This is a genomic window from Rubrivirga sp. SAORIC476 (genome assembly GCF_002283555.1).
Lineage (GTDB): Bacteria > Bacteroidota > Rhodothermia > Rhodothermales > Rubricoccaceae > Rubrivirga.
The window spans coordinates 1,318,217-1,345,167 of record NZ_MVOI01000003.1 but is presented as its reverse complement, the minus strand read 5'-3'; the positions used below and the strand labels follow the sequence as shown (position 1 = coordinate 1,345,167).

At 72.2% G+C, this 26,951-nt stretch carries 22 protein-coding genes; 12 read left to right on the top strand and 10 right to left on the bottom strand.

Features of this window, described 5'->3' with window-relative positions; all coding sequences use genetic code 11:
• Nucleotides 1–14 precede the first annotated feature (14 nt).
• Nucleotides 15–1,445: an LptF/LptG family permease gene (locus tag B1759_RS07445; RefSeq protein WP_158225166.1), complete on the bottom strand. Its 1,431-nt coding sequence runs from the start codon at nucleotides 1,443–1,445 to the stop codon at nucleotides 15–17.
• A gap of 126 nt (nucleotides 1,446–1,571) precedes the next feature.
• Here B1759_RS07445 and B1759_RS07440 point away from each other — a divergent pair, with 126 nt between their 5' ends.
• Nucleotides 1,572–2,231 (top strand): MBL fold metallo-hydrolase, encoded by a 660-nt coding sequence (locus tag B1759_RS07440; RefSeq protein ID WP_095514381.1) that lies wholly within the window; start codon nucleotides 1,572–1,574, stop codon nucleotides 2,229–2,231.
• The gene (locus B1759_RS07435) at nucleotides 2,228–2,668 is read left to right on the top strand and encodes a hypothetical protein (protein ID WP_095514380.1); all 441 of its coding nucleotides are present in this window, start codon (nucleotides 2,228–2,230) and stop codon (nucleotides 2,666–2,668) included. The genes B1759_RS07440 and B1759_RS07435 overlap by 4 nt, the downstream gene beginning before the upstream one ends.
• 22 nt (nucleotides 2,669–2,690) lie before the next feature.
• On the opposite strand, the gene B1759_RS07430 is transcribed toward B1759_RS07435, so the two are convergent.
• On the bottom strand, nucleotides 2,691–4,007 hold the full coding sequence (locus B1759_RS07430; RefSeq protein WP_095514379.1) for a DEAD/DEAH box helicase: 1,317 nt from the start codon (nucleotides 4,005–4,007) through the stop codon (nucleotides 2,691–2,693).
• A gap of 314 nt (nucleotides 4,008–4,321) precedes the next feature.
• Here B1759_RS07430 and B1759_RS07425 point away from each other — a divergent pair, with 314 nt between their 5' ends.
• From B1759_RS07425 to B1759_RS07410, 4 genes are all read left to right on the top strand, one after another.
• The gene (locus B1759_RS07425) at nucleotides 4,322–5,920 is read left to right on the top strand and encodes a peptide MFS transporter (RefSeq protein WP_095514378.1); all 1,599 of its coding nucleotides are present in this window, start codon (nucleotides 4,322–4,324) and stop codon (nucleotides 5,918–5,920) included.
• 63 nt (nucleotides 5,921–5,983) lie between these two features.
• Entirely contained in the window at nucleotides 5,984–6,445 is a 462-nt protein-coding gene (gene dut, locus B1759_RS07420; protein WP_095514377.1) for a dUTP diphosphatase, read from the top strand.
• Nucleotides 6,446–6,463: 18 nt separating this feature from the next.
• Nucleotides 6,464–7,231 carry an FkbM family methyltransferase gene (locus B1759_RS07415; protein WP_095514376.1) on the top strand — a complete coding sequence of 256 codons (768 nt, stop codon included), beginning with the start codon at nucleotides 6,464–6,466 and terminating at the stop codon, nucleotides 7,229–7,231.
• Nucleotides 7,228–8,268, top strand: a complete 1,041-nt coding sequence (locus tag B1759_RS07410) for a hypothetical protein (RefSeq protein ID WP_143537304.1) — start codon at nucleotides 7,228–7,230, stop codon at nucleotides 8,266–8,268. Before B1759_RS07415 ends, B1759_RS07410 begins: the two co-directional genes overlap by 4 nt.
• Here the strand turns inward: B1759_RS07410 and B1759_RS07405 are convergent.
• Nucleotides 8,265–9,386 (bottom strand): glycosyltransferase family 4 protein, encoded by a 1,122-nt coding sequence (locus tag B1759_RS07405; RefSeq protein WP_143537303.1) that lies wholly within the window; start codon nucleotides 9,384–9,386, stop codon nucleotides 8,265–8,267. The genes B1759_RS07410 and B1759_RS07405 overlap by 4 nt on opposite strands.
• Nucleotides 9,383–10,585 carry a glycosyltransferase family 4 protein gene (locus B1759_RS07400; protein ID WP_143537302.1) on the bottom strand — a complete coding sequence of 401 codons (1,203 nt, stop codon included), beginning with the start codon at nucleotides 10,583–10,585 and terminating at the stop codon, nucleotides 9,383–9,385. The genes B1759_RS07405 and B1759_RS07400 overlap by 4 nt, the downstream gene beginning before the upstream one ends.
• A 138-nt stretch (nucleotides 10,586–10,723) precedes the next feature.
• Between B1759_RS07400 and B1759_RS19245 the strand changes: the two genes are divergently transcribed.
• Entirely contained in the window at nucleotides 10,724–12,040 is a 1,317-nt protein-coding gene (locus B1759_RS19245; RefSeq protein ID WP_143537301.1) for a flippase, read from the top strand.
• On the top strand, nucleotides 12,037–13,323 hold the full coding sequence (locus B1759_RS07390; protein WP_095514372.1) for a glycosyltransferase family 4 protein: 1,287 nt from the start codon (nucleotides 12,037–12,039) through the stop codon (nucleotides 13,321–13,323). The genes B1759_RS19245 and B1759_RS07390 overlap by 4 nt, the downstream gene beginning before the upstream one ends.
• Here B1759_RS07390 and B1759_RS07385 read toward each other — a convergent pair.
• From B1759_RS07385 to B1759_RS07375, 3 genes are all read right to left on the bottom strand, one after another.
• A complete protein-coding gene (locus tag B1759_RS07385; protein ID WP_143537300.1) occupies nucleotides 13,250–14,707 on the bottom strand; it encodes an O-antigen ligase in 1,458 nt (485 codons plus the stop codon). The two genes, B1759_RS07390 and B1759_RS07385, sit on opposite strands and share 74 nt — an antisense overlap.
• A gap of 17 nt (nucleotides 14,708–14,724) precedes the next feature.
• Nucleotides 14,725–15,987 (bottom strand): Wzz/FepE/Etk N-terminal domain-containing protein, encoded by a 1,263-nt coding sequence (locus B1759_RS07380; RefSeq protein WP_095514370.1) that lies wholly within the window; start codon nucleotides 15,985–15,987, stop codon nucleotides 14,725–14,727.
• Between the two features lie 215 nt (nucleotides 15,988–16,202).
• Nucleotides 16,203–17,984 (bottom strand): SLBB domain-containing protein, encoded by a 1,782-nt coding sequence (locus B1759_RS07375; RefSeq protein ID WP_095514369.1) that lies wholly within the window; start codon nucleotides 17,982–17,984, stop codon nucleotides 16,203–16,205.
• Between the two features lie 131 nt (nucleotides 17,985–18,115).
• Here B1759_RS07375 and ispE point away from each other — a divergent pair, with 131 nt between their 5' ends.
• A complete protein-coding gene (gene ispE, locus B1759_RS07370) occupies nucleotides 18,116–18,967 on the top strand; it encodes a 4-(cytidine 5'-diphospho)-2-C-methyl-D-erythritol kinase (RefSeq protein ID WP_158225165.1) in 852 nt (283 codons plus the stop codon).
• 13 nt (nucleotides 18,968–18,980) lie between these two features.
• On the opposite strand, the gene B1759_RS07365 is transcribed toward ispE, so the two are convergent.
• From B1759_RS07365 to B1759_RS07355, 3 genes are all read right to left on the bottom strand, one after another.
• Complete coding sequence (locus tag B1759_RS07365; protein ID WP_095514367.1) at nucleotides 18,981–20,243, bottom strand: exonuclease SbcCD subunit D; 1,263 nt, start codon at nucleotides 20,241–20,243, stop codon at nucleotides 18,981–18,983.
• 70 nt (nucleotides 20,244–20,313) lie between these two features.
• A complete protein-coding gene (locus tag B1759_RS07360) occupies nucleotides 20,314–23,103 on the bottom strand; it encodes a transglycosylase domain-containing protein (protein ID WP_095514366.1) in 2,790 nt (929 codons plus the stop codon).
• A gap of 35 nt (nucleotides 23,104–23,138) precedes the next feature.
• On the bottom strand, nucleotides 23,139–23,855 hold the full coding sequence (locus B1759_RS07355; protein WP_095514365.1) for a UDP-2,3-diacylglucosamine hydrolase: 717 nt from the start codon (nucleotides 23,853–23,855) through the stop codon (nucleotides 23,139–23,141).
• 311 nt (nucleotides 23,856–24,166) lie between these two features.
• Between B1759_RS07355 and B1759_RS07350 the strand changes: the two genes are divergently transcribed.
• From B1759_RS07350 to B1759_RS07340, 3 genes are read left to right on the top strand one after another with little or no spacing between them, the layout of a single operon-like run.
• The gene (locus B1759_RS07350) at nucleotides 24,167–24,886 is read left to right on the top strand and encodes a rhomboid family intramembrane serine protease (RefSeq protein ID WP_198948782.1); all 720 of its coding nucleotides are present in this window, start codon (nucleotides 24,167–24,169) and stop codon (nucleotides 24,884–24,886) included.
• An 18-nt stretch (nucleotides 24,887–24,904) separates the two neighbouring features.
• Nucleotides 24,905–25,807 carry a DUF6576 domain-containing protein gene (locus B1759_RS07345; RefSeq protein WP_095514364.1) on the top strand — a complete coding sequence of 301 codons (903 nt, stop codon included), beginning with the start codon at nucleotides 24,905–24,907 and terminating at the stop codon, nucleotides 25,805–25,807.
• Complete coding sequence (locus B1759_RS07340; protein ID WP_095514363.1) at nucleotides 25,800–26,951, top strand: endonuclease/exonuclease/phosphatase family protein; 1,152 nt, start codon at nucleotides 25,800–25,802, stop codon at nucleotides 26,949–26,951. Before B1759_RS07345 ends, B1759_RS07340 begins: the two co-directional genes overlap by 8 nt.

Genomic DNA, 26,951 nt, shown 5'->3' with positions numbered 1-26,951 from the left:
AGCGCAGCGAGCCCCTACTCCCGCCGCTTGAACCGCCCGGCCAGCGCTCGCACCGGGTCGCCCCAGGCCGGGTCGCGCGCCTCGCGGACGACGAGGTAGGTCCCCAGCAGGCCGATGATGACGTTCGCCATCCACATGCCGATCTCGGGCGGCAGCATCTCGCGGTCGGCCAGCTTCTCGCCGCCGACCAGCGAGATCCAGTAGAACAGGAACACGAACACGGCCAGCGCCGCCACCAGCCCGACGCCCGCGCGGGGCACAGCCAGCCCCAGCGGCACGCCCACCAGCACGAACACGAGGCAGGCCAGCGCGATGGAGTTCTTTTTGTAGATCTCGACCCGGAAGCGGTCGGCCCGCTGGCGGTCGTAGGCGAGCGCCGAGACCGCGCTCTCGGCGCGTCCGCGGATGGAACGGGCGCGCTGGAGCGCCTCGTCGTAGATCGCCTCGCGGTCGGGGTCGGCCAGCCCGGCCAGGGCCGGCCGGTCGGCACCGATGCGGGCGTTCTCGGCCGTCTGCGTGGAGTCGGTGGCGAAGCGGAGCACGGCCGAGGCCACCGGCGGCTCGTACCAGCGGTCGAGCGCCGAGCGGATCGAGTCCGCCTGGCTGGCCGTGAGCTGGTCGAGGGAGTCGACGACGGCCAGCATGTCGGTCGTGCGCATGGAGCGGTCCGTGCGGCTGCCGCCGTTGTCGGTGTCGCGGCGCTCGAAGCCGCTCAGGCCTGAGAGGTCGAACGCCATCCGGTGCCGGTCGAAGGTGAGGCGCTCGTAGCGGTCGGCGCCGTCGTCGGGTGCGCGGCGGTGGATGGCCCCATCCTCCAGGAGCATGGTCAGGCGCTGGCCGCCGTACTGGCTCTGGAGGCGCGCGCGGGCCGCGGTCAGCGTGGCCGTGTCGCCGCCGGTGCCGCTCTCGAAGACCGTCACGCCGAGGAGCAGCCCGGCCGAGTCCGGCGGGATGGCGTCGGCGCGGATGGCGTACCCGTTGACGTCGGTGTAGAACTCGCCGGGCGTCAGCGCGAAGCCGGGACGGCTGACGCGGATGTCGCGCCAGAGCCCATTGAGGCGGTAGTTCGCCTCGGGCAGCATCTGGTTGTTGAAGTAGACCATCCCGCCTGTCAGCACGAGGCCGACCGCCAGCGCGGGCCACGCCAGCCGCGGCAGCGAGATGCCCGCGCTCTTGGCGACGAGGTAGCCCCGGCTCTCGGCCAGCCGCCCGAACGACGCCAGCAGCGCCACCAGCCACGCCATCGGGACGGCCAGCGTCACCATGTAGGCGAGGCTGTACGCGATCAGCTCGGCCACGGCGACCGGCGGCAGCCCGCGCCCGACCAAGTCGGGCAGGTAGTGGATCAGGAACTGCATCAGCAGCAGGAACAGCAGCGTCAGCAGCGCCGCCACGAACGGCAGCGGCAGGCCCTTCAGGATCTGGCGGTGGAGACGTGTCAGCATCGGCGGCAAGCTACCCGGGGAGGACGAGGGGAACGCGCGCGCGCCGGAACGCATGCACGCCCGCACGATTCGCACAGCCGACCGGATGACTCTGTCCCGTTCGCGTCCTCCTTCGCTCTGTCCGCCATGCCCCTCACCGTCCAGTCCTTCGTCGTCAGCCCGTTCGCCGAGAACACGTACGTGCTCTCCTCGCAGGGCGAGGCCGCGATCGTGGACCCGGGCACGGCGTCGCGCGCCGAGCGCCAGGCGGTCGAGGCGTACCTGGAGGCCGCCGGGCTGACGGTCCGGCACCTGCTGCTCACGCACGGTCACCTGGACCACGTGTTCGGCTGCGCCCACTTCGCCCGGCGCTTCCCCGAGGCGGAGCACGGCGGCTGGCAGATGCATCCTGCCGACGACCCGCTGTTGGCCAACGCGGTCATCCAGGGCGAGCTGTTCGGCGTCCGCGTGGACCCGCCGCCGCCGGCCGCGCACGCCCTGGCCGCCGGCGACACCGTCCGCCTCGGCGACGTGGCGCTCCGGGTGCTCCACGTGCCCGGCCACTCGCCCGGCTCGGTCGCCTTCTACGACGAGGCGGGCGGCCTCCTGATCGGCGGCGACGTGCTCTTCCAGGGCTCCATCGGGCGGACTGACCTCTGGGAGGGCGACCTCGACACGCTGCTGGCCTCCATCCGCGACGAGGTCCTCACCCTGCCCGACGAGACGGTGGTCCTGTCGGGACACGGCGCGCGGACCACCGTCGGCGCCGAGCGGCGGACGAACCCGTTCCTGCAGGACCTCCGGTGACGGCGCGCGAGCGCCTCCGGTGGGCGGCCCCGGCGCTGCTGGCAGCCGCGATGCCGCTGGTCGCGCACGGCGTCGTTCAGGTGGTCGGCCCGGCCTCCGATCCGGCCGGGGCGGGCGTACTGGTGGGCAAGATGGCCTGGGCCGCGATGCCGTTCGTGGCGCTCGCCGCGCTGGCCCTCTTCACGCGGCGCCCCTGGTCGAGCGTTCGCCTGGCGATGGGCATCGGGTGGGTGCTGACGGCCGCCGTGTGGGCGGTCGCCGCCTGGAACGGCGTGCGCGCCGCCGCCGGACAGTCGACCGTCTACGAGGACATCGCGGTCGGGGTGATCGTGGGCGGCTCGCCGGTGGCGCTGCTGTCCGTGATGGTGACCGCCGCCGCCGTCCGCGCCGCGTTCGTGCCGCGGCCGACGCTCCGAGGCGGAGGGGACGGGGCCTGAGGCATGTCGGGTCGGCCTCGTGCTACCGCTGCCCGCGCCCGCCGTTGCGCCCGCGCCCGCCGGAGCCCGCGCGGCCCTTTCCGTTGCGCTGGCCCTGCCCGCCGGACTTCTGGCGCGACCGGTGGCCGCTCGGGTTGGAGCGCTTCTTGCCGCCGCCCGCGTTCTGGAGCGCCGCCGCCATCGCGGGCGGCTCGAAGCCGTCGACCCGGATCTGCTCGATGGGCCGCCCGATGTGCTTCTCGATGCCGTCGAAGTAGGCCGACTCCTCCGCCGAGACGAACGTGATCGCGTCGCCCGTCGACTCCGCGCGGCCGGTCCGCCCGATGCGGTGGATGTAGTCCTCCGGCATGTTGGGCGCGTCGAAGTTGATGACGTGCGTGACGCTGTCCACGTCGATACCGCGGGCCGCGATGTCGGTGGCGACCATGATCTGGTACTGGCCCGCCTCGAAGCCCTTGAGGGCGCGCTGGCGCTGGCCCTGCGTCCGGTTCGAGTGGATGGCGACGGCGCTGAACCCGGCGCGGTCGAGCTTCTTCTTGATCCGGTCGGCGCGGTACTTGGTGCGCGAGAACACGATCATCCGGTCGACGTCCTCGGTCTGGATGAGGCGCTCCAGGAGGGCCTGCTTCTCGGACTCCGCCACGCGGATGGCGCGCTGGGTGACCGTCGCCGCCGGGTCGCGGCGCTCGCCGATCTCGATGGTCTCGGGCTTGTAGAGGATGCTCTTGGCGAGGTCCTGGATGGGCGGCGGCATCGTCGCCGAGAACAGGAGCGTCTGGCGCTGCTCCGGGACGGCAGCCACGATCTTGCGGATGTCACGGATGAAGCCCATGTCGAACATCCGGTCGGCCTCGTCGAGCACGAGCACGTCCACGTACGACAGGTCGAGGACGCCCTCGCCCATGAAGTCGAGCAGGCGGCCCGGCGTGGCGACGACGATGTCGATGCCGTTGCGGAGGGCGGTCCGCTGGTTGCCCTTGCCGACGCCGCCGTAGATGGTCGCGACGCGCAGCTTGGTGTACTTCCCGTACTGGGCCGCAGCCTCCGTCACCTGGATGGCCAACTCACGCGTGGGCGTGACGACGAGCGCGCGGATCGGGCGCTTCTTGCCGCCAGACGGCTCCTTGACGAGGTAGTCGAGGATGGGCAGCACGAAGGCGGCCGTCTTGCCGGTGCCCGTCTGCGCCACGCCGACCACGTCGACGCCGTCGAGCGCGTAGGGGAGCGTGGCCGCCTGGACCGGCGTGGGCGTCGTGTAGCCCGCGTCCGCGATGCCGCGGCGGACGGCCGGGGCGAAGTCGAAGGCGTCGAACGAGTCGGCGGGGGAGGGGGTGGGCATGGGTCGTCGTGGGCGGCCTGCGCTAGCGAGTCCAGCGGATGCGCGCGAGAAGCGAAGAGGGTCCGCTTCCGAGAGTCACGACGGCGCCGGGCGCCTCCGGCCGAATGCGGGGGGGAGCCCCAAGGTCGGGGCAGGACCGCCCGGGCGCCTCTGCGTGCCCTTCGCGGACTCCCCGCCTCGGGCCCGAGGTGGGCCGGCCTGTCCGCGGGGCCTGACGCGTTCGTGACGCCACCGGCCGGAGGTGCGGCTGTGGGGAACGGAACGGGCTTCCGCTATCTTCGCCCGTCGTTCACTTCTTCCCAGACCCCACCGACATGAGCAAAGGACCCGATGCCGAGGGCGCCAGCGACCTCGCGGCCCATCAGATCGCCGCGGCCGGAGGCGGCACGGCCACCGGCGCGCTCAGCACCGAGGACACGCGCTTCTTCGGGCATCCGCTCGGGCTCTCGAACCTCTTCTTTACGGAGCTCTTCGAGCGCGCGTCCTACTACGGGATGCGGGCCCTGCTCATCCTCTACATGACCGCCGAGACGGTCGACGGCGGCCTGGGCTACGACGTCGGCAAGTCGGCGCTGGTCTACGGGCTCTACACGTCGCTGGTGTACCTGGCCAACCTGCCGGGCGGCTGGATCGCGGACCGCCTCATGGGGCAGCGGCGGAGCGTGCTCCTGGGCGGCATCCTGATCGCGCTGGGCCACTTCACGATGGCCTTCGAGATGATCGCGGCCTTCTACGGCGGGCTGGGGCTCATCATCCTGGGCACGGGCATGCTGAAGCCCAACATCTCGGTGATGGTCGGGCAGCTCTACAGCCAGGAGGACCCGCGGCGCGACGCCGGGTTCACGCTGTTCTACATGGGCATCAACATCGGCGCGTTCGCGGCGCCGCTGATCTGTGGCGCGCTGGCCGTGAACTACGGCTGGCATTACGGCTTCGCTGCGGCGGGCGTCGGCATGGCGATTGGCGTGATCGTGTACCTGCTGACGGGCAACCAGCTCGGCGAGATCGGCAAGCTGACGGCTGAGGCGCAGGCCGAGAAGGCCGCCTCGCTGAGCATGTTCTGGAAGGGTCTCGCGGGAACGCTCGTGTTCTTCGGCGGCGTCGCCGGCCTCATGGTGGGCGGCGTGATCCCGGCCACCCAGGCCTGGATCCAGGGCATCTACATCGTGCTCCTGTTCACGATCACGTTCGGGCTGTTCGGCTGGCTGCTCACGCGGCCCTACTGGACCGACGGCGAGAAGAAGCGGCTCTGGATGATCATCCTGCTGTTCGCGGGCTACGCCATCTTCCTGGCCGCCTTCGAGCAGGCCGGCTCCAGCCTCAACCTGTTCGCCGAGCAATCCACCGACCGGACCCTGGGCGACTGGCTCCAGTGGATCCCCGGGTTGGAGAACGGCACCATGGTCCCGGCGGCCTGGTTCCAGTCGCTGAATGCCTTCTTCATCTTCACCATCGCGCCGTTCGTCGCGATGATCTGGGTGTACCTCGGGCGGAGCGGTCGGGACCCGTCGACGGCCACCAAGTTCGGGATGGGCCTCGTGCTGCTCGGCCTCGGCTTCGTGACGATGGTCGGCGCCGGGCTGGTCTCCGCCGACGGCGGCCAGGCCTCGCCGTGGTGGCTGGTGCTGACGTACCTCTTCCACACGCTGGGCGAGCTGACGCTGTCGCCGGTCGGCCTGAGCGCGACCACGAAGCTGGCCCCGCAGCGCGTCTCGTCGCTGATGATGGGCGTCTGGTTCCTGGGCGCCTCGGTCGGCAACTTCATCGCGGGCTCGATCGCGGGCTTCTACGACACGCTCAACCTGCCGTCGTTCATGGGCTTGGTCGCCGCCATCGCGATCATCGCGGGCATCGGCTTCTTCTTCCTGGCTGGCCCGATGAAGCGGATGATGGCGTCCGCCGAGCGCGCCTAGCCTGCCTCGCTCTTCACGCCCCGCCGATGGCACGCGCTGTCGGCGGGGCGTTTTCTTGTCCGCATGATCGACCTCACCGACGTCCGCGTCACCGTCCTCCCGCACGGCGAGGGCCTGGACCTCCCCGCCCACGCCGAGCCGCACGCGGCGGGCCTGGACCTCCGCGCGGCCGTCCCCGCGGACGCGCCGCTGACGCTCGCTCCGGGCGCCCACGCGCTCGTGCCGACGGGCCTCCAGATCGCGCTGCCCGACGGGACCGAGGGGCAGGTTCGGCCGCGGTCCGGTCTGGCCTACAAGAAGGGCGTCACGGTGCTCAACAGCCCGGGCACCATCGACTCCAGCTACCGCGGCGAGGTGGGCGTGCTGCTCATCAACCACGGCGCGGAGCCGTTCGTGGTCGAGCGCGGTGAGCGGATCGCCCAACTGGTCGTGGCGCGCTACCTGCCGGTGCGGCTCGTGCCCGTCGCCGACCTCGACGCGACCGAGCGCGGGGCGGGCGGCTTCGGCTCGACCGGCACCGCGTAGCCTCTCCCTGGCCCCACCATGTCGCTCCGTTCTGCCGTCCGCTCCCTGCCGTTCGCCTCGTCGCTCGTGCACGTGGCCCGTCGTGCGGCCGCGCCGCTGCCGCGGCAGGTCCGCTTCTGGGACGGCGTCGACCGCCCGGCCACCGAGGGCGTCGCTCAGCTTTTCCGCCTCTGGCGCCGGGGCGCCGAGACGGCGGCCGAGTCGACGGCCGTGTTCGCGGCGTACGACGGCGGCGACGTGGTCGACATCGGGGCCTTCCACGGCTGGTATGCGGCCCTGCTCTCGCCGAAGGCCCGGCCGGGCGACACGTTCGTGCTCGTCGAGCCCGACGCGTCCGCCATCCCCACGCTGCTGCGGATCGTCGGGGCGCTGGCGCAGACGTTCCCCGACCTGCACTACTGCGTCGTGACGAAGGCCGCCGGCGACGGGTCGTGCGTACGCCCGGTCTACCCGTACGGCACCGATGGGCACCCCCGGTTCGAGGCGGTGGAGGGGGACGACCGGGACCGGAGCGTGACGCTCGACGGGCTCGTGGCCGGCCTCGGCGTCCGCCCCGCCCTGCTCAAGGTGGACGTGGAGGGCGCCGAGGTGTACGTGCTGAAGGGCGCGCTCGGGATGCTCGAAGCCGGAGCGCCGCGCGTCATGCTGGAGGTGCACCCGCGCTGGCAGCCCGAGGGCGTCGAGGCCGACGACCTGCTGACGCTGATGCGGGAGCGCGGCTACGTGGCCGAGGACCTCGACGTGAGTGAGGACGCGATCCGCCAGCTCTGGCGCCGCGCCTCGTGACCCCCGCCCCCATGACGGTCCAGGCGACGTGGCTCTACGCCGAGCGCGAGGGCGAGGAGAGCGTCTACCCCCAGGTCGGCGGGCGCTCCTCGTCGACGTGGTTCCAGGCGGTCTACTGGCGGTGCGTGGCCATCTTCTTCGCCTCCGCCGCCCGCACCTCGCCCGATGCGCGGCGCGTGCTCTACACCAACGTGCCGACCGTGCCGGACGTGGACAGCCACGACCTCGGAGCGTTTCTGGAGGCGCTGGGGGTGGAGGTCGTGGTGCGCCCGTTCACCTACGTGCCGCCGGTCGGCTACTATGGGTCCTGGCGGAACCAGTTCTACGTGCTCGACCTGCTCGACGCCTTCGCGGAGACTCTAGGCGACGACGACGTGGGCGTGCTCCTCGACTCGGACTGCGTCTGGACCCAACCCGCCGACGCCCTCGTCGCAGCGGCCCGTCGGCATGGGGCGCTGACGTTCGACGTGGGGCTGGGCCCGGACGAGTGGCAGAACGGCCTCACGCGTCGCGAGATGGGCGCGATCTACGCCGACCTCGACGGGGCACCGGTCGACCCACCCCCTCCGTACATCGGGGGCGAGTTGATGGCGACGACCGGCACGACGGCCCGCGCGCTGGCCGAGGCGGCCCGGCCCGTGTGGGAGGAGATGCTGCGCCGCCACGCCGAGGGGCTGCCGAAGTTCAACGAGGAGGCGCACCTGCTGAGCTACCTCTACCGCCGCCTCGGCATCGCGGAGGGCACGGCCAACCCCTTCATCGAGCGCATCTACACGAGCCTCAAAGACGGCAAGAACGTCGCCCCGGAGCACCTCGGCCTGATGCTCTGGCATCTGCCCAACGAGAAGCGCTATGGTCTCCGGCGGCTCTTCCCGGACGTGATGGACCCTGCCTCGTGGTTCTGGACGGGGACGCCGGACGCCGCCTGGCGCCACCGCCTCGGCCGCGTCCTCGGCGTGCCGCGGCGGACGCCCACCAAGGCGCTCCTCGACGTGAGCGCCGCCCTCCGCGACAAGGCCCGCGCGCGGCTGGGCTAGGCGACGCGGTCGAGCAGCGACAGCCACATCTGCCGGACCGCGTCGGGGCTGTAGGCGGCGTCGAAGCGGGCGCGGGCCGCGCGGGAGGCGTGGGCCCAGGCGCCGGGGTCGGCGAGCGCCTCGGCCGCGTCGGCGAGGGCGTCGGCGTCGGGGGGGACGAGGGTGCCCGCCCCGTCGCGGACGATCTCCGGGAGTGCGGCGTGGGCGACGCCGACGACCGGCGTTCCGGCGTTGAGTGCTTCGAGGACCGCCACCGGCAGCGCCTCGCTCGGGTGGGTGGACGGGAAGAGGAGCAGGTCGGCGTCGAGCACGAATCCCTTGACGTGCGCGTGGGGCACGCCGCCATGCGCGACGACGCGGCCCTCCAGGCCCAGACTCTGGAGCCGCCCGGCGAACGCCGCCTCGGCGTCGGCCGACGGCCAGCGGCCGACGAGGTCGAGCCGCACGTCGTGCGTTCGGGCTAGCCGGGCGGCGGCGTCGAGCGCGAGGTCGTAGCCCTTCTCCGGCATCAGGTTGCCGAGGAAGAGGAGCCGCAGGCCGGTACGGCCGCGCCGCGCCGCGCGGGCCGCCTCCACCTCGGCGTCCGTGCAGAGCACGTCGGCGCCGACCGTGTTGGGAATCACGACGCGCTTCTCGGCCGGGACGTACGGCGCCGCGCGCTCTGCCAGCCCCTCGGTCAGGAACACGACCGCCGCGCACCGCTCGACGACACGCCGCGCGGTCGCCGACGTGATGCCCGCGAACATCCGGTCGAAGTACGCCCGGTGGACGACCGCCACGACGGGCCGCGTCGGGCCGAACGCGGGCAGCGTCGTCAGCACGTCGCGGGCGTGGCCGAGCGGGTGGGGCGAGATCGACGCCCAGAGGACGGGCGCCTCCGGCACGGCCGCCAGCTCGCGCCGAAGGCGCCGTCCCGTCCCGAGGTAGTGGGCCGCACGGCGCCAGCTCCAGCGCGCCTCCGTCGACACCAGTCGGTCCCCCTCGGGCGCCGAGGTGGACACGGTCACGACCGGGCGGGCCGTGCCCACCAGCTCGGCGAGACGGGCCGTGGCGAGCGTCTGGCCATCCAGCGGGGGAGGGAAGCGGCCGACGACGGCGACCTCGGCGGGGAGGGTCATTCCGGAATCGCGTAGTAGCTCCCGACCTCGCGCGACAGGCCCCACATGGCGGTCAAGATCGCCCGGAGCGCGAGGCTGGGGCCTCGGCCCGACCGCGCGCGGCCGGCGCTCACCGCCTCCCACATGCCCCGGGCGAACTGCTCGGGCGACCATCCCTCGACGACCGTCTGCCCGCGCTGCCCCATCCTGGCCCGCGCCTCGGCCGACATCGCGGCGACCTGGACGAGGCGGTCGGCCAGCGCGTCGAGGTCGGTCGGGTCGAACGTGTAGCCCGTCTCCCCGTCCCGAACCAGGTCGGTCGCGCTCCCGACGCGCTCCGACACGATCACCGGCAGGCCCGCTGCCAGCGCCTCGTTCACGACCAGCCCCCACTGCTCCACGAGCGCCGTGTGGACGAAGGCGGAGGCGAGGCCGTAGTACGCCGGAAGCTCGGCGATCTGGCGGAAGCCGGCGAACGTGACGCCGTCGATGTCGTCGTCGGCCACGATCCGTTCGAGGGCGTCGCGCTGGTCTCCGTCGCCGAGCATCACGAGGCGCCAGGGGGCGGCGGCGCGCTGGCGGTAGCGGGCGTAGGCTCGGAGCAGCCGGTCGAGGTTCTTGCGCGCCACGAACCGGTTGGAGGCGAGGAAGAAGGGCTCCGGAGAGTGGAGCCCCGGGAGATGCCGCACCGCCTCCGGCGCGTCACGGGCCGCCTCGGCGCCGAGGTGGAAGAAGTCGTTGTCGACCGCGTCGCAGGTCAGGAAGGCCGCCTCGGTCGGGAAGCCGAGCTGGCGGAGGTAGGCCACCTGCGGCGTGCCGCCCGCCAGCGCCGCGTCGAACTGGCGGACCAGGCGGGCCTTGACCCATTCGCGGGCGGCGGTCCGGTCGGCATCGTCGGCCTTGCTCTCCATGAGGCAGACGGCCACGCGGCGGTTCCGGCGGCACCAGAGCAGCGCTGCCTGCGCGTCCGGTGCGCTGTAGCTGTTGATCACGACCGCACCCGGGTCCAGCCGGTCGAGCGCGGCCGTCACGGCATCTACGATGGCGCGGGGCGGGAGCGCCTCGAAGACGGCGTCCGGGAACACCTGGACGTGCTCGAAGGCGTGCGCCGTCCCTGCGTCGTCCCAGGCGTAGACAGCGTTGTCGCCCGCGGTCTCCAGGGCCACCACCTGGACGCCCCGCTCGGCGAAGAAGGCGTGGGCGGCCCGCAGCCGCGTCACGTGATACGGCCCCAGGCGAGACCACTGGACAACGACACGAGAGGGCAGGGGAGAGGGCAACGAGACGGAGGAAGCACGGTGGGAAGATCGCGCCATGCCCGGAGGGCGCTGGCACCGAGACGTAGTTTTCGATTCGCAATGGACGCCCCGCCCCCGCCCCCCGACGTGCCGGAAGCCCCCCGCTCCCCGACCGCCGCCGACGGGCCGCCACCGATCCCGAAGCAGGGGATGGTCCGCAACATCGCGTGGCTGAGCGGGGGCAGCATCCTGGTCAAGCCGCTCTGGATCCTGTTCATCGTGGCGGCCTGCCCGCGCCTGCTCGGGGTGGAGGCGTACGGAACGATGCAGTCGGCGCTCGCGCTGGCAGCCATGATCCTGATGGTCTCCGACATGGGGACGTCCAACCTGACGCTCCGCGAAGTGGCGGCCCAGCCGGGCGAGGCGGTCCGCTACCTGTCGAACATCCTGGTCCTGCGCGGGGTGCTCGCGGCCGTCTGCATCCTGGGCGCGCTCCTGGCGGCGGTCCTGCTCGACTACGACCGCCTCGCGCTGCTCACCGTCGCGGCGGCGTGCGCCTACCTGCTGGCTCAGTACCTGATCGGCTTCTCCCGCGTGTTCTTCCGCGCCGCCGAGAACCTCCGCTACGAGGCCGTCTCGACCGTCGCGGAGCGCGCCCTCGTGATCGCGGTCGGGAGCACCTTCCTGGTCACGACGCGGTCGCCGGCCTGGACGCTGGGCGGCATGGCGCTCGGGGCGGGCGTCGTGGGCCTTACCCAGATCGTCTGGATCTCCCGCCACCTCGCCCGCTTCGACGCTGGGAGCGTGAGCGTGGCGTTCATCCGCCAGGCCGCGTGGCTGGCCGTCCCGCTCGGCATCGCCGACCTGCTCCTGGGCCTCTACTACCGGGCCGACCAGGTGATGGTCGAGGCCATGGCCGGCGATGCCGCGGCCGGACAGTACGGGCAGGCCTACCGCATTCTGGAGGCCCTCAGCCTGCTGCCCGCCATCGTCGTGCAGGGGGCCCTCTTTCCCCGGCTGACGCGGCTCCGGGCCGAAGGCGGGCTGGCCGAGGCCCGCCGCCTCGCCGTGCGGACCGGCGTCTTCCTCACGGCGAGCGGCATCGGCGTTTCGGTGCTGCTGTGGGTCGCCGCTCCGCTCCTCATCCGCGTCCTGACGGGCGACGCCGCGTTCGACCCGGCGGCGAGCGCGCTCCGCGTGCTGGTCTGGGCCTTTCCCCTGACCTGCCTCAAGGACCTCTTCTTCATCACGTCCCTCTCGCGCCAGCAGTACCGTACCCCGGTCGTCATCTTCGGAGCAGCGGTCGCGCTGAACGTCGCCATGAACCTGTGGGCGATTCCCCGCTACGGGATCGTCGGGGCGTCCGTCACGACCGTGATCTCGGAGGCGCTGACGGTCCTGCTGTTTCTGATCCCCCGCAGGTCTCCGGCCCCATGAGAATTCTGACCGTCGTCGATCACCTGGGACCCGGAGGGACACAGCGAGTGGCCCAGAACTACGCGGTCGGGTACGCCCGCGCCGGGTTCGCGTCGGCGGTGCTCGGGCATGAGGGGAGCGGCCCGCGGGCCGAGATCCTGCGCGAGCGCGGCGTCGAGGTGTTCGTGGACGAGCCCCAGGGCGCCGCGCCGGACGCGCTCGACCGCGCCGTCGCCTGGGCCCCGGACGTGGTCCATGTGCACCGGGAGGGGGACGCGCACCCGGTCGTCGGGGGCGTGCTGCGCCGCCTGCGGGCGGCCCTCCCCCAGGCGTCGATGGTCGAGACGAACGTGTTCTCCCGCGCCGACGTGACCGACACGGGCCGGATGTTCGACCTGCACTTTCACCTGTCGCGGTGGTGTCTGTGGAAGTGGCAGAAGTGGACGCGCTTCGTCCGCCCGCGGCCGGTCGGGATCGTGCTGCCGTACCTCATCGACGCCGAGGCCTTCTACCCGGACCCCGAGGCCGGGGCGGCCTTCCGCGCCGACCTCGGGGTGCCGGACGACGCGGTCCTGTTCGGCCGGATCGGGCAGGCCATGGAGGCGAAGTGGATGCCGCTCCTGTTCGACGCCTTCGCGGCGGTCGCAGAGCGGGACCCTCGAAGCCACCTGCTGGTGGTGGGGCTGCCCGAGGAACTCCGCCAGGGCGCGCTCGCGCATCTGCCCGAGGACATCCGCCGGCGCGTGCACGACGTCACGTTCCTCAAGGGCGATGCTGCGCTCCGGGCGGCCTACAGCGCCATCGACGTGTTCGCGCACGCCGCGCACAAGGGCGAGAGCTTCGGCATGGTGCTCGTGGAGTCGATGCTCTGCGAGACGCCGGTGGTGGCGCTGAGCCGTCCGGCCCACGACAACAGCCAGATCGAGGTCGTCGGGCACGACGTGGGGGGGCTCCTCGCGGCCGACGCCGAGGCGTTCGAGGAAGCCCTCGACGCGCTCCGGGCCGACCCGGAGCGCCGCCGCCGACTGGGGCAAGGCGCGGCCCAGCGGGTCCGCGAACGCTACGCGGGCGAGCGGGTGGTGCCCGATCTCGTTCGAGCCGTCGAGGCCGTCCGCGCGTCGTCGTCGCCCGATGCCTTGCGCGAGCGGCTCCGCGCGCTGGGGTTCACGACGACTGTGTCGGACCGCGACATCCGCGCCCTCCTCGCGCCGATCCTCGGCCGGACGCCCGTCAAGCAGCGTCTGCTCTCGGCGCTCGTCCACCAGCCTCACGTGTACCGTCTGTGGCGGTGGGTGCGGCGCTAGGGTCGCCGACGCGCTTCGCGAGGCCGGCGGCCGTCCCCATCAGCAGCGCGAACGTGAGCACCGTGTCGGAGGTCGTGAACGGCGCCGAGACGAAGTGGGAGGGGATCAGCGAGATCAGGATGATGGCGACCGTGAGGCCGAGCGTCCGCTCCCAGTCCGCGATTTCGCGCCGCCGCCAGACGCGGTGCGCGGCCAGGATCGCGCGGGCCCACGCGAACAGCACCAGCAGCAGCCCCACGACCCCGAACTTGAACCACAGCAGCAGGTAGCCATTGTGGATGTAGGACTTGACCCAGGTGGCGTTGTAGATCGTGTCGAAGAAGCCGAACGTGGTCCCGATGCCGTAGCCCGCGATGGGGTTCTGCTTGATGAGCTCCCAGGCACTGCGTGACTCCAGGAAGCGGTTCAGCAACGAGACGTCTGCCGTCGACGCGGTGCCGATGCTCAGGATGCGGTCGAAGATGCCGACCACGATGAGCTCCATCGCCCCGGGAAAGAGCAGGTAGCCCAGCCCCATCCCGAGCAAGCCGCTGAGGCCGACCAGCACGACCAGGCGCCCCCGGCCCCGCCACTCCAGCAGCAGCACGAACAGCATCACGCCGAAGGCGAGGTCCACGTAGTACGCGCGCCACTGGGTGAGGATGACGCCCACAGAGAACAGCGCGAAGCCACCCGTCAGCACGATGCGGGTGGTCCAGCCGGAGGCTCGCGCCGCGAAGCCGAGGCAGCCCAGCGCGGGCACGAACAGCAGCATCTCGTTCATCGGGACCCTCCCGCGCGCGATCTGCCAGGCGTACTCCGCGTCCTGAATCGCTGCTGAGAACGTGAGCAGGTTGCGGATGAACGAGAACAGCCCCAGGTAGATCACGATCCCGATCACCACCCACGGGCCCCACCGGTACCGCGCGCACGCTTCCTTGATGGGGAAGTAGAAGGCGAAGGCCGAGAGCGCGATCCAGTCGCCTCGGGCGAGCGACAGGCTGCCCCCGAAGAGCACGGTCAGCCCGAGCGAGGCCGTCATGTAGGCGAGGAACAGGCCGAGGGCGATGTCCAGGGGAGTGTCGAACACCCGCTCGCGGTAGACCCAGAGTCGGGTCGCGAACCAGCTGCCGAGGTAGCTCAGGTAGTAGACGGCGTACACCACCTCCTCGACCTGAAGGCCCTCCTTGAGCCGCGCCGTGACGCCGAAGAGCACCATGACGCCGCACAGCTGCCCGAGCGGAAACCGGGACATGGCGCTCAGCATCCCCCCACCGATCAGCAGCCCCGGCACCACGAGGGCGTATACCGGGGACTCGAACGCCAGCGCGACGCTCGCGGCCACTGCGACGAGCAGGAGCGCCCCCAGCCCGAGGCGGCCCAGCCGCATCCACGAGGCAGGCACGGGGGGGGCTGCGGGCGTCACGCCGCGGTCCGGCGGAGGCGAGCGAACAGCGCCTCCCCATTCCGGTTGAACCAGTCGAGGGCGAGCAGGAACGCGCAGACCAGCAGGAAGGCGGAGAACGCGCTCACGAGCACGATGATGGTCCGCCGGGGCTCGGCCTTCCTGACCGGCGGGACGGCCTCGTCGACGACCTGGACGGCGACGCGCTCGCGGGCTTCGTCGAAGCGCGCCTGTTCGAGCAGGGGCCGCGACGCTTCGAGCACCTGGGCCTGGATCAGGATCTCCTGGTAGAGGGCCGCGTAGCGGCTCCCGAGCGACGGGAGGCTGCGGTAGGAGAGGGGGACGGCGCGGTCGCCTCCCTGGAGCAGCGTCTCTTCATTCCGGCGGGCCGTCTGGAGGGCGGCAGCGGCGGCGGCGACGTCCGGGTTCTCGTCGCCGTACTGGCTGCGGAGGGCCTCGTACTGAATCTCCAGGGTCGCCTGCTCGGCGCGCTGGGTCGCGAGGGCCTCGACGTACGCCTGCGCCATCGTCTCCAACTCGACGACGCCGTTGCGCTCCTGAAACTGCTGGAGCGCGACGCGGGCCGAGTCCAGCGCGTCTTCCGCCTCCTGATACCGTGTCTCGACGTACTCCCGGAACGCCCGCGCGCTCTGGGTCGCGAGCGCCGCGTTGCGCTCGTTGAGTTGCGCCGTGAGCGCGTTCGCCATCGCGGCAGCGCGCTGCGGGTCCTCGTCGATGACGCTGATCTCCAGGAACTCGAGTTCGATGTCGACGGTGAAGTCCACGTTCGAGGCCAGCTGGGAGACCGCGTCCTGCTTCGGGTGCTCCTTCTCGCCGAGGTCGTACACCTGGACGAGGTCGAACTGGTCCACCATGTCCTCCATCACCGTCCGGCTGGTCAGGATGGCGATGTAGCGGCTGTAGTCGCCGCCGCCGCCGCCGCCCAGCACGCCTCGCGCGAGTGGGGAGAGGTCGCCGATGAGGGCGCCCAGGCCGCCGCCGGAGCTGTCCGGGATCAGCAGCCGCGCCGACGCTGCGTAGCGGTTCGGGATCTGAAGGCTGATCGCCGCCGCGGCGACCGCGATCAGGAAGCAGAAGACCATGATCCACCACTTCCTCCGGAACAGAAGGCTCGCGCCGTGCCAGATGGCGCCCTCCAGCCGAGCCTGGCGCTCGGCGTCGGTCAGGGGGGAGGGCGCGAGGAGAGGGGCGGTGGAGACCTCCGCGCCGTCGCCGGAGTCGGAGGACACGGCCGGGCCGATGTCGGAGGGAGACGCCATGTCAGGCTAGGGGGTCAGAGCGCTGTGGGCGAAGATGGCGGTACTCACAGCCGAAATCGTCGTCGCGAGGGGCTTCAGAACGGGGGCGTGCCGGCTCTGCGTAGTCGTCGCGGCCGGCGTCGCTGCGAGGGAGGAGAGGGCTTCAGCCTGTGTCGCGGACTCGATGGGCGCCGAGCCGCGCTCGAAGAGCGGGCCGAGGGTCGGGGCCGCGTCGGCTAGTTGGCGTTGTCCCGGATCAGGAAGTAGGTCGAGATCAGGAAGCCGACGGTCGAGATGGTGGTGGTGATCGTCTGGAGCAGGAACTGTCGGCGGTCCCGCTCGGCGTCTCGCTCGGAACGCTCTTCCTGAAGCCGGATGTTCTCCTGCTGGAGGGCCAGGCTCTCGAACTGAGGCGAATCGGAGGTCGGCGGCCGGTCGACGAAGACGGCGTCGCCGGCCTGGACCTGGACCTCGGGGCCGGCGGTAAAGCGGCCTGTGCGGGCGTCGACGGTGAAGAACGTGGTGCCAGCTGGCCCGAGGCCCCCGGCGCGCTCGACGTAGTCCGCCGCGGTCAGGCCTGCCGTGAAGGGAACGTAGCCGGGCTCGGAGACCTGCCCGAAGACGCGCACCGTGCCGAGGTCGCGCGGCACCACGAGCCGGTCTCCCGGCTGCAACACCAGATCTGCGTCGCCTCGGAGCGCGCCCGGCACGTCGACCGAGAGCCGCGGCGTGGAGACGTACTCCTGGACGTAGTACCGGCGCCCGACGAGCCCGAGGCCGCTCAGCCGCCCGAGCGTCGTCACGGTCGAGTCGAACGTGGCGATGGTGATGGGCTGATCGGAGGGGTAGGCGAGCGGGTCGAGCGCAGCCTGGGGCTCCGAGCGGGCCGTCCGCTCCAGGTACGCGCCGCGGATGAGGGCGTCGGTGGTGAGCCCGCCCGCGGCCTCGACGAGTTGGCGCAGCGTCGTCTGGCCAGACTCGATGGGGTAGGTGCCGGGGTAGGCGACCTCGCCGACGACGCTCGCCTGCCCGGCCGTCGGAGACGCGGCGCGGAGGAACAGCTGGTCGCGTGGCGCGAGCGGGAGCGTACTCGCCTCGGAGAGCGAAACCTCGACGCTCTCGACGCGCCCAGCCGTGGTGCGCGTCCGCCGGATCGTCGCTCCCGACAGGTCGAGTCCGGGGCCGCCCGCGACGGCGGCGAGCGCCGCGGCGGTGTCGTCGGGGCGCCAGTCGTAGGTGCCCGGGCGGTCCACGTCGCCGTCGACCGAGACGCCTTCACGCGTCGGGTCGAAGGTGGGCACGAAGACGGCCGCGCCGTCGGTGAGGAGCGGGTTGAAGGCGAGGTCGCCGGTGGCGTAGTAGCGCAGCAGGTCGACGCGGCTCTCCGAGCCGTCGCGGTCGGTCACGCGCACGTTGCGGAGCGCGACGCGGCGCTCGACCTCGAACCGGGCGGGCGTGGCGTAGTCGGCCAGGTCCAGCGGGCTGCCCCGGTCGGTCGTCTCAGCGATGGCGTCCTCGACGCGGCCGAGTGCCGTCACCACCTGGCGGCCCGGCTGGGGGACCGCGCCGGAGACGTACACCGAGAACCGGCGCGGAACGGCGAGCGCGACATCCGTCGGGAGGTTGGTGTAGCGGCGCGCGAGCGCGGCGCGGGCCTCGGCGCGGACGGCGGCCAGCGTCCGCCCGGCGGCGCGGAAGGTGCCCGCCTCGGCCACGATCAGCAGGCCGTCGGCGGTGACGGTGGTCTCGGTCTGCCGCGGCGGACTCGACACGGAGCCGCCGCCGACGGACACCACGAACACGTCGCCCGGCCCGACGAGGTATTCCGCAGGGTCGACGGGGCCGCCGAGCGCCAGCGCGTCGTCGCCGACCGTGGCGGGACGGATGCCGGTGCTGAACGTCGGCACGCGCACCGAGGCGGAGGAGGGGGGGACGTACTGCGCGGCTGCGTCCGGGCTCGCGCAGAGGCACAGCGCGGCGAGCACAGACAGAGCGATCCCGCGAACGGGAAGGGGCATGGGGGTGCCGGAGGGAGAACGTGCGTAGCAACCGTCGCCGAAGGTACGCCGATGTGTGCGAAGCCCTGGGGGAATCCGGCGGACCCTCGCGCATCGCTCCGGGGTCCGACGGGGGTCCCTGCGCTTTGCCTGTGCCCGCTCGCCTCGCCCCTGCCAAGGTCAATCTCGGCCTCCACGTCCTTCGCCGCCGGCCGGACGGGTTCCACGATCTCGCCACCGTGTTCCTGCCCATCGGGTGGGCCGACCGGCTCTCGGCGGGCCCGGCGCGGCGGCTGGCCTTCTCGTCCGACGACCCGCACCTGCCCACGGGCGCGAGCAACCTCGTGGTCCGCGCGGCGATGGCGCTCCGGCTGTGGATGGGCGACTCGGCCCGCGGCGCTACCCTCCGGCTGGAGAAGAACGTCCCCTACGGCGCCGGGCTAGGCGGCGGCTCGTCCGACGCGGCGGCGGCCCTCCGCCTGCTGGCCGAGCTGTGGGCGGTCGACATCCCCGAGGCGGACCTGCACGCGCTCGCGCTCGGCCTCGGCTCCGACGTGCCGTTCTTCCTCGACGGCGTTCCGGCCCACGGCACCGGTCGTGGCGAGCGCCTCGCACCCCTCGTCGGCACCGATGGGGCGCCGTACCGGTGTCCGTTCTGGCTCGTGGTGGCAGTCCCCCCCGTCCACGTCTCCACCGCCGACGCGTTCGCACGCGTCACCCCCGCCGACCATCGCCGCCCCGATCTCGCCGCGGCGGTCGCCTCGAACGACCTCTCCCGCTGGCGCGCCGAGGTGACGAACGACTTCCAGGCGTCGGTCGAGGCGGCCGAGCCGACCATCGGCAGGACCCGCGAGGCGCTGCTGGCGGAGGGCGCTGGCCACGCCGTGCTCTCGGGCACCGGCTCCGCCGTCGTCGGCGTCTTCGAACAGGAGGACGTGGCGAGGACGGCGAAGCGGAGGCTCGGGAAGACCTGCCGCGTCTGGGTCGAGGCGCCGGCCTCCTGACCCTCTCCGAGGCTCAGCGCGTCGCGGCGTCCACCTCGCGCTCGATTTCCAGGGCCGCCGCCACGAGGTCGTCCTTGATCCTGGCGAGCGTCTCGTGCTGGTCCACGTAGCGCTCCATGGCGTCCTTCAGCGTCGTGTCGCTGCGGACGACCGTCCGCTGGCGGCGCTCGACGGCGTCCAGGTCGCGCTCGATGGCCGCGATGGTGTCGGCCGAGGCGAGCGCCTCGCGCACGGCGGCCTCGTCGACGGCGGGCTGCTCCTCCCCGACGCGGTACCGCACGCGGACGACCGCGTCGGCGATGTCGTGGGCGCCGATGGCGGCGAGCACGGCCGCGGTCGGGTCTTCGGCCTCGGCCGCGTCCACCTGGATGGGCACGAAGCGGCGCGCGGGGGTGGCGACGAACTCGAAGGAGGTTCGGCGACCGGGCACCCCGGCCGGGTCGATGTCGACCAGCACGAAGCCCTTCTCAGCGTCGTGCTCCTTGAACGAGATGCGCTCGATGGATGAGGAGTACACGACAGGCGGCCCTTCGCCCGCGGCGAACGCCTCCGCGTTGCGGTCCTGGAACCGGTGGATGTGGCCGAGCGCCACGTAGTCCACGCCGGGCGGCGCGAGCTGGGGCACGGTGAACGTGGGCTCGTGGGCGATGAGGCTGGCGCGCTCGCTGCCGCTCAGCTCCGAGCCCTGCACGGTCAGATGGGCGCAGACGACCAGCGGGACCGCGGGGTCGGCCGCCTCGGCGCACTGGCGAGCGAACGTGGCGTAGTAGGACTCGATCAGCTCCCGGATCTCGTGCGGCGTCTTGCCCCGGTACTGGTCGGTGGCGAGGATCTTCGAGCGGATGGGCCAGGGCAGGGCGATCAGTTGGAGCGGCCCGCTTTTGGTCCGGATCGGGTTGTCCTTGCCGCGAAACGAGGGCTGCGAGAACACCTCCACGGCGCCGTCGAGGACCCCGAAGATGTCAACCGACGAGGCCTTGCCGAAGCTGACCGGGTGGTCGTGGTTGCCCACGATCATGGCGACCGGGATGCCTGCCTCCAGCACCGGGCGAAGCGCCTCGGCGAACTGGCGCTGCTGGGTCGGCGTGGGGTCGGCGGTGCGGTAGGCGTCGCCCGCGAACAGGAACAGGTCCACGTCCTCCGCGATGGCGCGCGCCGCGAGCACGTCGAAGGACCGGCGGAAGTCGAGCAGCCGTGTATTGAGGCCGGTCGCCGGGTCGAGGCGCCCGTGCGTCTCGTAGCCGAGGTGGAGGTCGGCACAGTGGAGGATCTTCATGTCCGCAGACTACGACTGCGGGGGTGACAGGCGCGTGCCCGTCACCCCCGCAGGTCTCGAAGCGAAGAGCCTACCAGCCGATGCGTCCGCCGGAGCCGCCGCCCTGGGTCTGCGGACGGGGCTCGGCGGCGGGCGCGCTGCCTCCGCCGGAGCCGCCACGGTTCCGGTTGTTGAAGTTGTTCAGCGCGTCGCGCGCGGGTCGGTCGGCGGTGCGGTTCTGACGGTTGCCACCCGCCGAACTGCCTCCCCGGCGGCTAGACCCGCCCCCGCGTCGCGCGTCGCCCGGCCAGTAGCCCGCGTCGCCGATCCGGCTGCGGCGGCTGGGCGGCTGGAAGTTCTCCGGCCGCTCGAAGCGGAGGTCCGCATCCAGCTTGATCTCCTCGTCGCCCTCGGTCTGGAGCTTGCTCAGGAACGCGCCGACGTTGCGGAGGCCGGTCCGACCGCCCTGACCCACCGAGGTGGACGGGTACGTGATCCGGCGGTCGTCGAAGCCCGTCCACGAGCCGACCACCAACTGGGGCGTCATGCCGATGAACCAGCCGTCGGCGTTTTCCTGCGTGGTGCCCGTCTTGCCGGCCACGTCGAGCGCGGAGACGCCGCGGAAGCCGCCGAGCCCGCGGCCCGTGCCCGCGCGGACGACCGCGCGCATGGCGTCGAAGGTGGTGTACGCCGTGGAGGGATTGAGGACCTCGCGGGCGACCGGCGTGAAGTCCGCGATCACGTTGCCGTAGCGGTCCTCGATGCGGTCCACCGCCAGCACGATCTGGGGCGGCACGTCGGCGTTGGCGGGGCGCTCCTCCTCCAGCGTCGGGCCGTGGTAGACGCCGTAGTTGGCGATGGTCGCGTAGGCGGTGACCATCTCCAGAAGCGACACGTCCTGCGTGCCGAGGGCGATCGAGCGCGGGTAGCAGTCGTTCTTGCGCGCCTGGAAGGGCGGGCAGGTCGCGGCGTCGAACTCGGGCAGTTCGAGGGGGGTGCGGATTCCCATCTGGTAGGCCGTCCGCGCGATCTCGGACGTGCCGAAGTGCTTCGTGATGCGGGCCGCGACGACGTTGCGGGAGGCTCGGAGGCCCTCGGCGAGCGTCGTGTAGCCCGCGTAGCCGCCGCCCGAGTTCTGAGGCGCCCAGTCGCCCCAGCGGAAGGGGCTGTCGAAGACGCCCGACTGGGGCGAGTAGCCGTTGTTGAACGCCGTCGTGTAGGCGAACAGCTTGAACGTGGAGCCCGGCTGGCGGCGGGCCTGCCCGCCGTGGTCGTACTTGTTGAGCACGAAGTCGCGGCCGCCGACCCAGGCCTTGACTTGGCCCGAGGCGGGATCCATCGCGATGAGGCCCGCCTCGAGGCGCGTCCGGGCCGTCTTCAGCGAGTCCATGAACGCGCTGTTCTGGCGCAGCTGGGCGACCGCGTCCTCGGCCGAGGTGTTGTCCCCCGCGGTGAGCGACCGGAAGCGGTCGGTTTCGCGGATGTATTCGTTGACGACGGCCGTGTTGCGGCTCCACCAGAACGAGAACGGGTTGGCCGACGAGCCCCAGCCGCGGTTCACGATGCCCTGAAGGCGGTCCATCTCCTCCTCGACGGCCTGCGCGGCGAGCGCCTGCATGCGGCTGTCGATGGTCGTGTGGATGACGAGGCCGTCCTTGTACGGGTCGTAGCCGTTGGCCTCGGCCCAGTCCTTGAACCAGAGCCGCAGCACCTCCGCGAAGTGCGGCGCGATGTTGTCCTCGTGGCTGTAGACGTCGAAGGCGAGGCGGATGGGCGCCGCGCGGGCCTCCTGGTAGGCCGCCTCGTCGAGAACCCCCTGGGCCCGCATGTTGGTCAGTACCACGTTGCGGCGGTCGATGGATGCCTGGTTGACGCTCTCCGTCAGCACCTCGCCGTCGGCACCGAGGCACTCGGCGGACGTGCCGCCCTCGGCGAGGCACGGGTTGAAGCGGCTGTTGGCCGCCAGCATGCCGACGAGCGTGGCGGCCTCGCTGGCATCGAGCTCGGCGGCGGTCTTCGAGAAGAACGTCTGGGACGCTGCCTCGATGCCGTACGCGTTGTACAGGAAGGGGACCGTGTTGAGGTAGGCCTCCAGCACCTCCGGCTTGGTGTAGGTCCGCTCGATGCGGACGGCGATCAGGATCTCCTTGGCCTTGCGCACGATGGACCGCTCGCCGACCTGGAAGCCGGTCGCGTCGCGGTAGAGGTTGCGCGCGAGCTGCATCGTGATCGTGGATGCGCCGCGCGTGCCGCGCCCGGTCAGGGCGTCCTTGATGATGGCGCCGATGGCGTACGCGTCGACGCCCCAGTGCTGGTAGAAGCGCCGGTCCTCGGTCGCGATCAAGGCGTCCGGAACGAAGTGGCTCATCTCGTCGAGCGAGACCCAGGTGCGGTTCTCGCCGTCGTAGTAGCGGGCCAGCTCCATGCCGTCGGCCGTGAGGACCTCGGTGGCGAGCAGGTTGCGCGGGTTCTCGATCTGGTCGAGGGAGGGGAGGCCCTGGCTCAGCCACGCAACCACGCCCAGGCCGGCGAAGACGCCGAGGCCGATCAGACCGAGGATGACGGCCAGCGCGCGGCCGACGCGACGGCGACGCACGGCCTCGGGGCCGGTCGGCGGGGGCGGGGCGGAGGGGCCGACCGGCGGCGGCGGCATCAGCCGGGCCTCGCGCGCGGCGCCGTCGCCCGCGGGGGCGTCGGGCGAGTCGAAGAACGACGCCAACTCGGCGTCGGCCGGGGAGACGCGCGTGGCGGGAGCCTGCGCAGGGCCGCCGTCGCCGGACGCCGTGTCCGCCGCGCGCTGGGCGTCCAGGGCGGCGTGCCGGGCGTCGGGCGATCCGAAGAAGGTCGCGAGGTCGTCGTCGGGGTACTGCGTGTCGTCCATGGGGCCGGAGGGAGGGGGCGCCAGGTGGCCAGGGCTCAGAGGGAGGAGGTGGCCGCGAGGGGCCGGGCCGCGGGGAGCGGCTCCGCGGCGCCGGAGCGCCAGCGGTAGAGGGCGGGCCCGTCCGCGTCGATGCGGGCGAAGGTGCGGGCGCCGAACCAGTAGCCGGGGTTCAGGTAGGTGCCGTGCGGCGTCGTCTGGAGCGCCTCGCGGTGGGAGTGTCCGAACGCGACGAGGTCGGCGTCGGTGCCTTCGAGGCGCTCACAGGCGGCCTCGGCGAGGGCGCGGTGGGCGGCCGGGTCGGGCTCGCCGTCGGTGCCGAACCGGCGGGCGAACTGGCGGGCGAGGCCGAAGCCGGTGTCGCCGGGCAGACCCATGCGGTAAAGGCGGGTTATGAAAGGAGCTCGGAGGAGCGGACGGAGGCGATGCGAGAGCCGGTCGGCGAGGGACGCGGGGCGGCCGTGACCGTCGCCGTGGGCAATATACAGGGCCCTCCCGTCGCGTCGCGATTCCCACGCGCCGCGCACGAGCGTGACGCCGATGTCGTCGGCGAAGAACGTCTCGTGCCACGGGTCGCGGTTGCCGACGACGTACACCACCTCGGCGCCCGCGTCGGCCCACTCGGCCAGCAGGCCGACGAGCCGGGGCCCGCTCTTGGGCACGAGGTGCCGGTACTCGATGTACTGGTCGTAGACGTCGCCCAGGAGCACGAGGGTGCCCCCGTCGAGGATCTCGCGCTCGTGGGCTCGGAGCATCGCCACGGCGTCGCGTTCGGCGTCGCGCGTGGCATCGCGCGACCCGCGGCCGAGGTGGAGGTCCGAGAGGAGGAGGAGCAGACGAAAGCGGGGGCAGAGCGGGCAAGAAACGGCGCGCGTGGGGGGCTGGTCTCCTCTTCGTGGGAAATGCGGAGCAGGCCGAGGGGCCGGAACGCAGGCAGACTGACCGGTCCTGCGCTCTCGCGCGCCTGCGATCTTGCGCCCACTGCCCTCCGGCGGTCCCACCGGTCCGCAACTTCCCCCGACCGGCCTCCGTTCGCGGCCCCCGCCCCGGCGTCTCCCTCGACTCTGTGCAGAACGCATACCGCCCCCCGACCTCGCTCGGCCTGTTTCCGCCGGTCGTCAAGAACCTCCTGATCCTCAACGGGCTGGCGTTTCTGGCGCAGATGATCTTCCAGGCCCGGTCGCCCGAGCCGTTCGACCTGATCGAGCGGTTGTTCGCGCTGTGGCCCATCGGCGGCCCCGAGGCCATTCAGTTCTCGGACGGCGTGGTCGCCTTCGGGAGGTTCCAGCCGTGGCAGGTCCTGACGAGCGCGTTCCTCCACGGCAGCTTCAGCCACATCCTGTTCAATATGTTCGGGTTGTGGATGTTCGGCGGGGCCATCGAGCGCGAGCTGGGGTCGAGGCGGTTCCTGGGGTTCTACATCGTCTGCGTGCTCGGCGCGAGCCTGCTCCAGTTGGGCGTGACCTCGTGGCCGTTCCTGATGGGCGACCCGTCGGGCGTCATCCCCATTCCGACGCTGGGGGCCTCGGGTGGTGTGCTGGGCGTGCTCGCCGCGTTCGGACTGCTCTATCCCAATTCGCCGATCTACCTGCTGTTTCTGCCCGTCCCGATCCCCGCCAAGTGGTTCGTGCTCGGGTATGCGGCGTTCAGCCTGTTCGCCGGGTTCACGGGCACGCAGGCGGGGGTGGCACACTTCGCGCACTTGGGCGGCATGGTGACCGGCGCCGTGCTGATCTTGTACTGGCTGGGGCGGCTGCCGGTGCGCCCCCGAACGCTCCTCTCCTGAGCCCCGACCGCCCCAGGCATGGCCGCCGCTGACTCCCCGCTCTTCCGTTTCCAGATCTGGCGGGCCGCGCTCCCGCCGACCCTGCGGCTGCTGCTGACGGTCAACCTCGTCACGTACCTCGCGTTCGTGCTGCTGGCGCTGGTCGCCGCCTTCGGCGCGCCGACGATGGTCGTGCTGGAGTACCTGTGGCTCTCCGCCGACCCGGCGACGGTCCTCACGCGACCGTGGACGCCGCTGACGTACGGCTTCGTGAACGCCTTCGGGGGCTTCTTCGGGCTGATCTCGTTCGTGTTCGGCTTCTACTGGCTCCAGTGGATGGGGCGCGACTACGAGGAGACGTACGGCTCGGGCCACCTGTTCGCGCTCTACCTGCTCGGCGGGTTGGCTGGGGCGGCGCTCGCACTGGCGCTCGGGGCGGTCGGGCTGGCGCCGCGCGGCGTCTACTTCGGCATCTGGACGCCCGTCACCGCGATCCTGTGCGCGGTGGGCACGCTGACTCCGAACCGTGGCATCGGCCTGTTCCTGCTCGGCGTGGTGCCGATGAAGTGGATCGCGGTCGGCTTCGTGGTGCTGAGCTTCGTCTTCTCGCAGGACATGACGGTGCTGGGTGCCGCGCTCGGCGGCGTCCTGTTCGCACGGGCGCAGCGGGCCGGGATGAGCCCTGGCGCGTGGGCGTCTCCGTTCTTCGGGCGGCGCGGCGGACGGTCGGCGGGGACGGCCTTCCGCAACCCGTTCGCCCGGTCTGAGCCCGCGACCAAGACCGCGGGGCGCGCGACCAGCCGCTCGGCGTCGCCGAGGCGGGGCGGGGCGGCCTCGCCGACGCTCAGCGTGGACCAGATCCTCGACAAGATCCTCGAGAAGGGCTACGACAGCTTGACCCCGGAGGAGCGGGACGCCCTCGACCGGGCCAGCCGTGACTGACGACGCCCCCTCCAAACGCCGGTCGTCGGTCGGCCGCGTGCTCCTGTGGCTTGTGGAGGCGCCGGTTCTCGGGGCCGTCCTCGTCGGGCTGATGGCGGCCTATCTACGGCCGGGGCCGTACTGGTGGGCGCAGCTCGTGGCGATCGGGTTGCCGTACGCGTCATGGGCGCTGGCGGTGTTCGCCGTGCTGTGGCTGCTCGGTCGGCGCTGGCGGGCGGTGGCCTTCCACGCCGTCCTGCTCCTCATCGTGGGGGTCCGTGCGGGCGGCCCGGCCCGCCTCGGCGAGCCTGCCGACGGGCCGGACGGCCTGGTGCTGACGACGTTCAACGTGCCCGAGGCGGGGCAGCGCGAGGCCCTTGGCGACTCCGTGGTGGCGTACGTCGGCGCGACCGAGCCGGACGTGTTGCTGATGCAGGACGCCCGGGTGGTCGCACGCAGCGAGCGCCGGCGGCGCGCCGGCGAGGTGGTCCAGGTGGAGGCCGTCCGCACGCGGCTGCCCTACGCGCTGCGCCTGCCGGCGCGACTGGCGAGCCACCCCGGCTGGCTGGTCAACTCGACCGACGTGCCGTTCTTCGTGCGCATCGGCTCCGACGTCGAGGTGGTCGAGCAGGAGGTGCTGATCCTGGGCGTCGAGCGCGACCCCGACGTGTCGCTCGCGCTCCGGTCGCACCTCCGCTGGGAGGACCGCGACGTGGTCGTCTACAACGTTCACCTGCGGTCGTTCGGCTCGCCGAAGCCGTGGCAGGACGAGAACGTCCGCCTGTTCCGCCCGTCCACCTGGGTGCCCTACCTGCGCCAGTACCGGACGGTCTACGCCAAGCGCGGCGAGGAGGCGGCGCAGATCGCAGACCGGATCGCGGAGGAGACGCTGCCGGTGATCGTGGCGGGCGACTTCAACTCGACGGCCGACAACTGGAGCACGCGCCGCCTCCGCACCGCGGGCGGGGTGGACCGCACCGACGCCGTGCGCGCGGCTGGGGACGGGTGGGGGCGGACGTACCACGCGCAGCACCCGTTCGTGCGCATCGACTTCGTGTTCGTGGATCCGGCCCTGGAGGTCACCTCCGCTCAGACCACCCCGGTCGGGTTCTCGGACCATCGCCCGGTCCGCGTCGGCCTCCGCTGGGGCGCCGAGGCGGAGTGA

What these genes read in the sequence shown, in the direction of transcription:
- B1759_RS07445 (WP_158225166.1), bottom strand. Translation starts at nt 1,445, where the DNA reads ATGCTGACACGTCTCCACCGCCAGATCCTGAAGGGCCTGCCGCTGCCG.
- B1759_RS07440 (WP_095514381.1), top strand. Translation starts at nt 1,572, where the DNA reads ATGCCCCTCACCGTCCAGTCCTTCGTCGTCAGCCCGTTCGCCGAGAAC.
- B1759_RS07430 (WP_095514379.1), bottom strand. Translation starts at nt 4,007, where the DNA reads ATGCCCACCCCCTCCCCCGCCGACTCGTTCGACGCCTTCGACTTCGCC.
- B1759_RS07425 (WP_095514378.1), top strand. Translation starts at nt 4,322, where the DNA reads ATGAGCAAAGGACCCGATGCCGAGGGCGCCAGCGACCTCGCGGCCCAT.
- dut (WP_095514377.1), top strand. Translation starts at nt 5,984, where the DNA reads ATGATCGACCTCACCGACGTCCGCGTCACCGTCCTCCCGCACGGCGAG.
- B1759_RS07415 (WP_095514376.1), top strand. Translation starts at nt 6,464, where the DNA reads ATGTCGCTCCGTTCTGCCGTCCGCTCCCTGCCGTTCGCCTCGTCGCTC.
- B1759_RS07405 (WP_143537303.1), bottom strand. Translation starts at nt 9,386, where the DNA reads ATGACCCTCCCCGCCGAGGTCGCCGTCGTCGGCCGCTTCCCTCCCCCG.
- B1759_RS19245 (WP_143537301.1), top strand. Translation starts at nt 10,724, where the DNA reads ATGGACGCCCCGCCCCCGCCCCCCGACGTGCCGGAAGCCCCCCGCTCC.
- B1759_RS07390 (WP_095514372.1), top strand. Translation starts at nt 12,037, where the DNA reads ATGAGAATTCTGACCGTCGTCGATCACCTGGGACCCGGAGGGACACAG.
- B1759_RS07380 (WP_095514370.1), bottom strand. Translation starts at nt 15,987, where the DNA reads ATGGCGTCTCCCTCCGACATCGGCCCGGCCGTGTCCTCCGACTCCGGC.
- B1759_RS07375 (WP_095514369.1), bottom strand. Translation starts at nt 17,984, where the DNA reads ATGCCCCTTCCCGTTCGCGGGATCGCTCTGTCTGTGCTCGCCGCGCTG.
- B1759_RS07365 (WP_095514367.1), bottom strand. Translation starts at nt 20,243, where the DNA reads ATGAAGATCCTCCACTGTGCCGACCTCCACCTCGGCTACGAGACGCAC.
- B1759_RS07360 (WP_095514366.1), bottom strand. Translation starts at nt 23,103, where the DNA reads ATGGACGACACGCAGTACCCCGACGACGACCTCGCGACCTTCTTCGGA.
- B1759_RS07355 (WP_095514365.1), bottom strand. Translation starts at nt 23,855, where the DNA reads ATGCTCCGAGCCCACGAGCGCGAGATCCTCGACGGGGGCACCCTCGTG.
- B1759_RS07345 (WP_095514364.1), top strand. Translation starts at nt 24,905, where the DNA reads ATGGCCGCCGCTGACTCCCCGCTCTTCCGTTTCCAGATCTGGCGGGCC.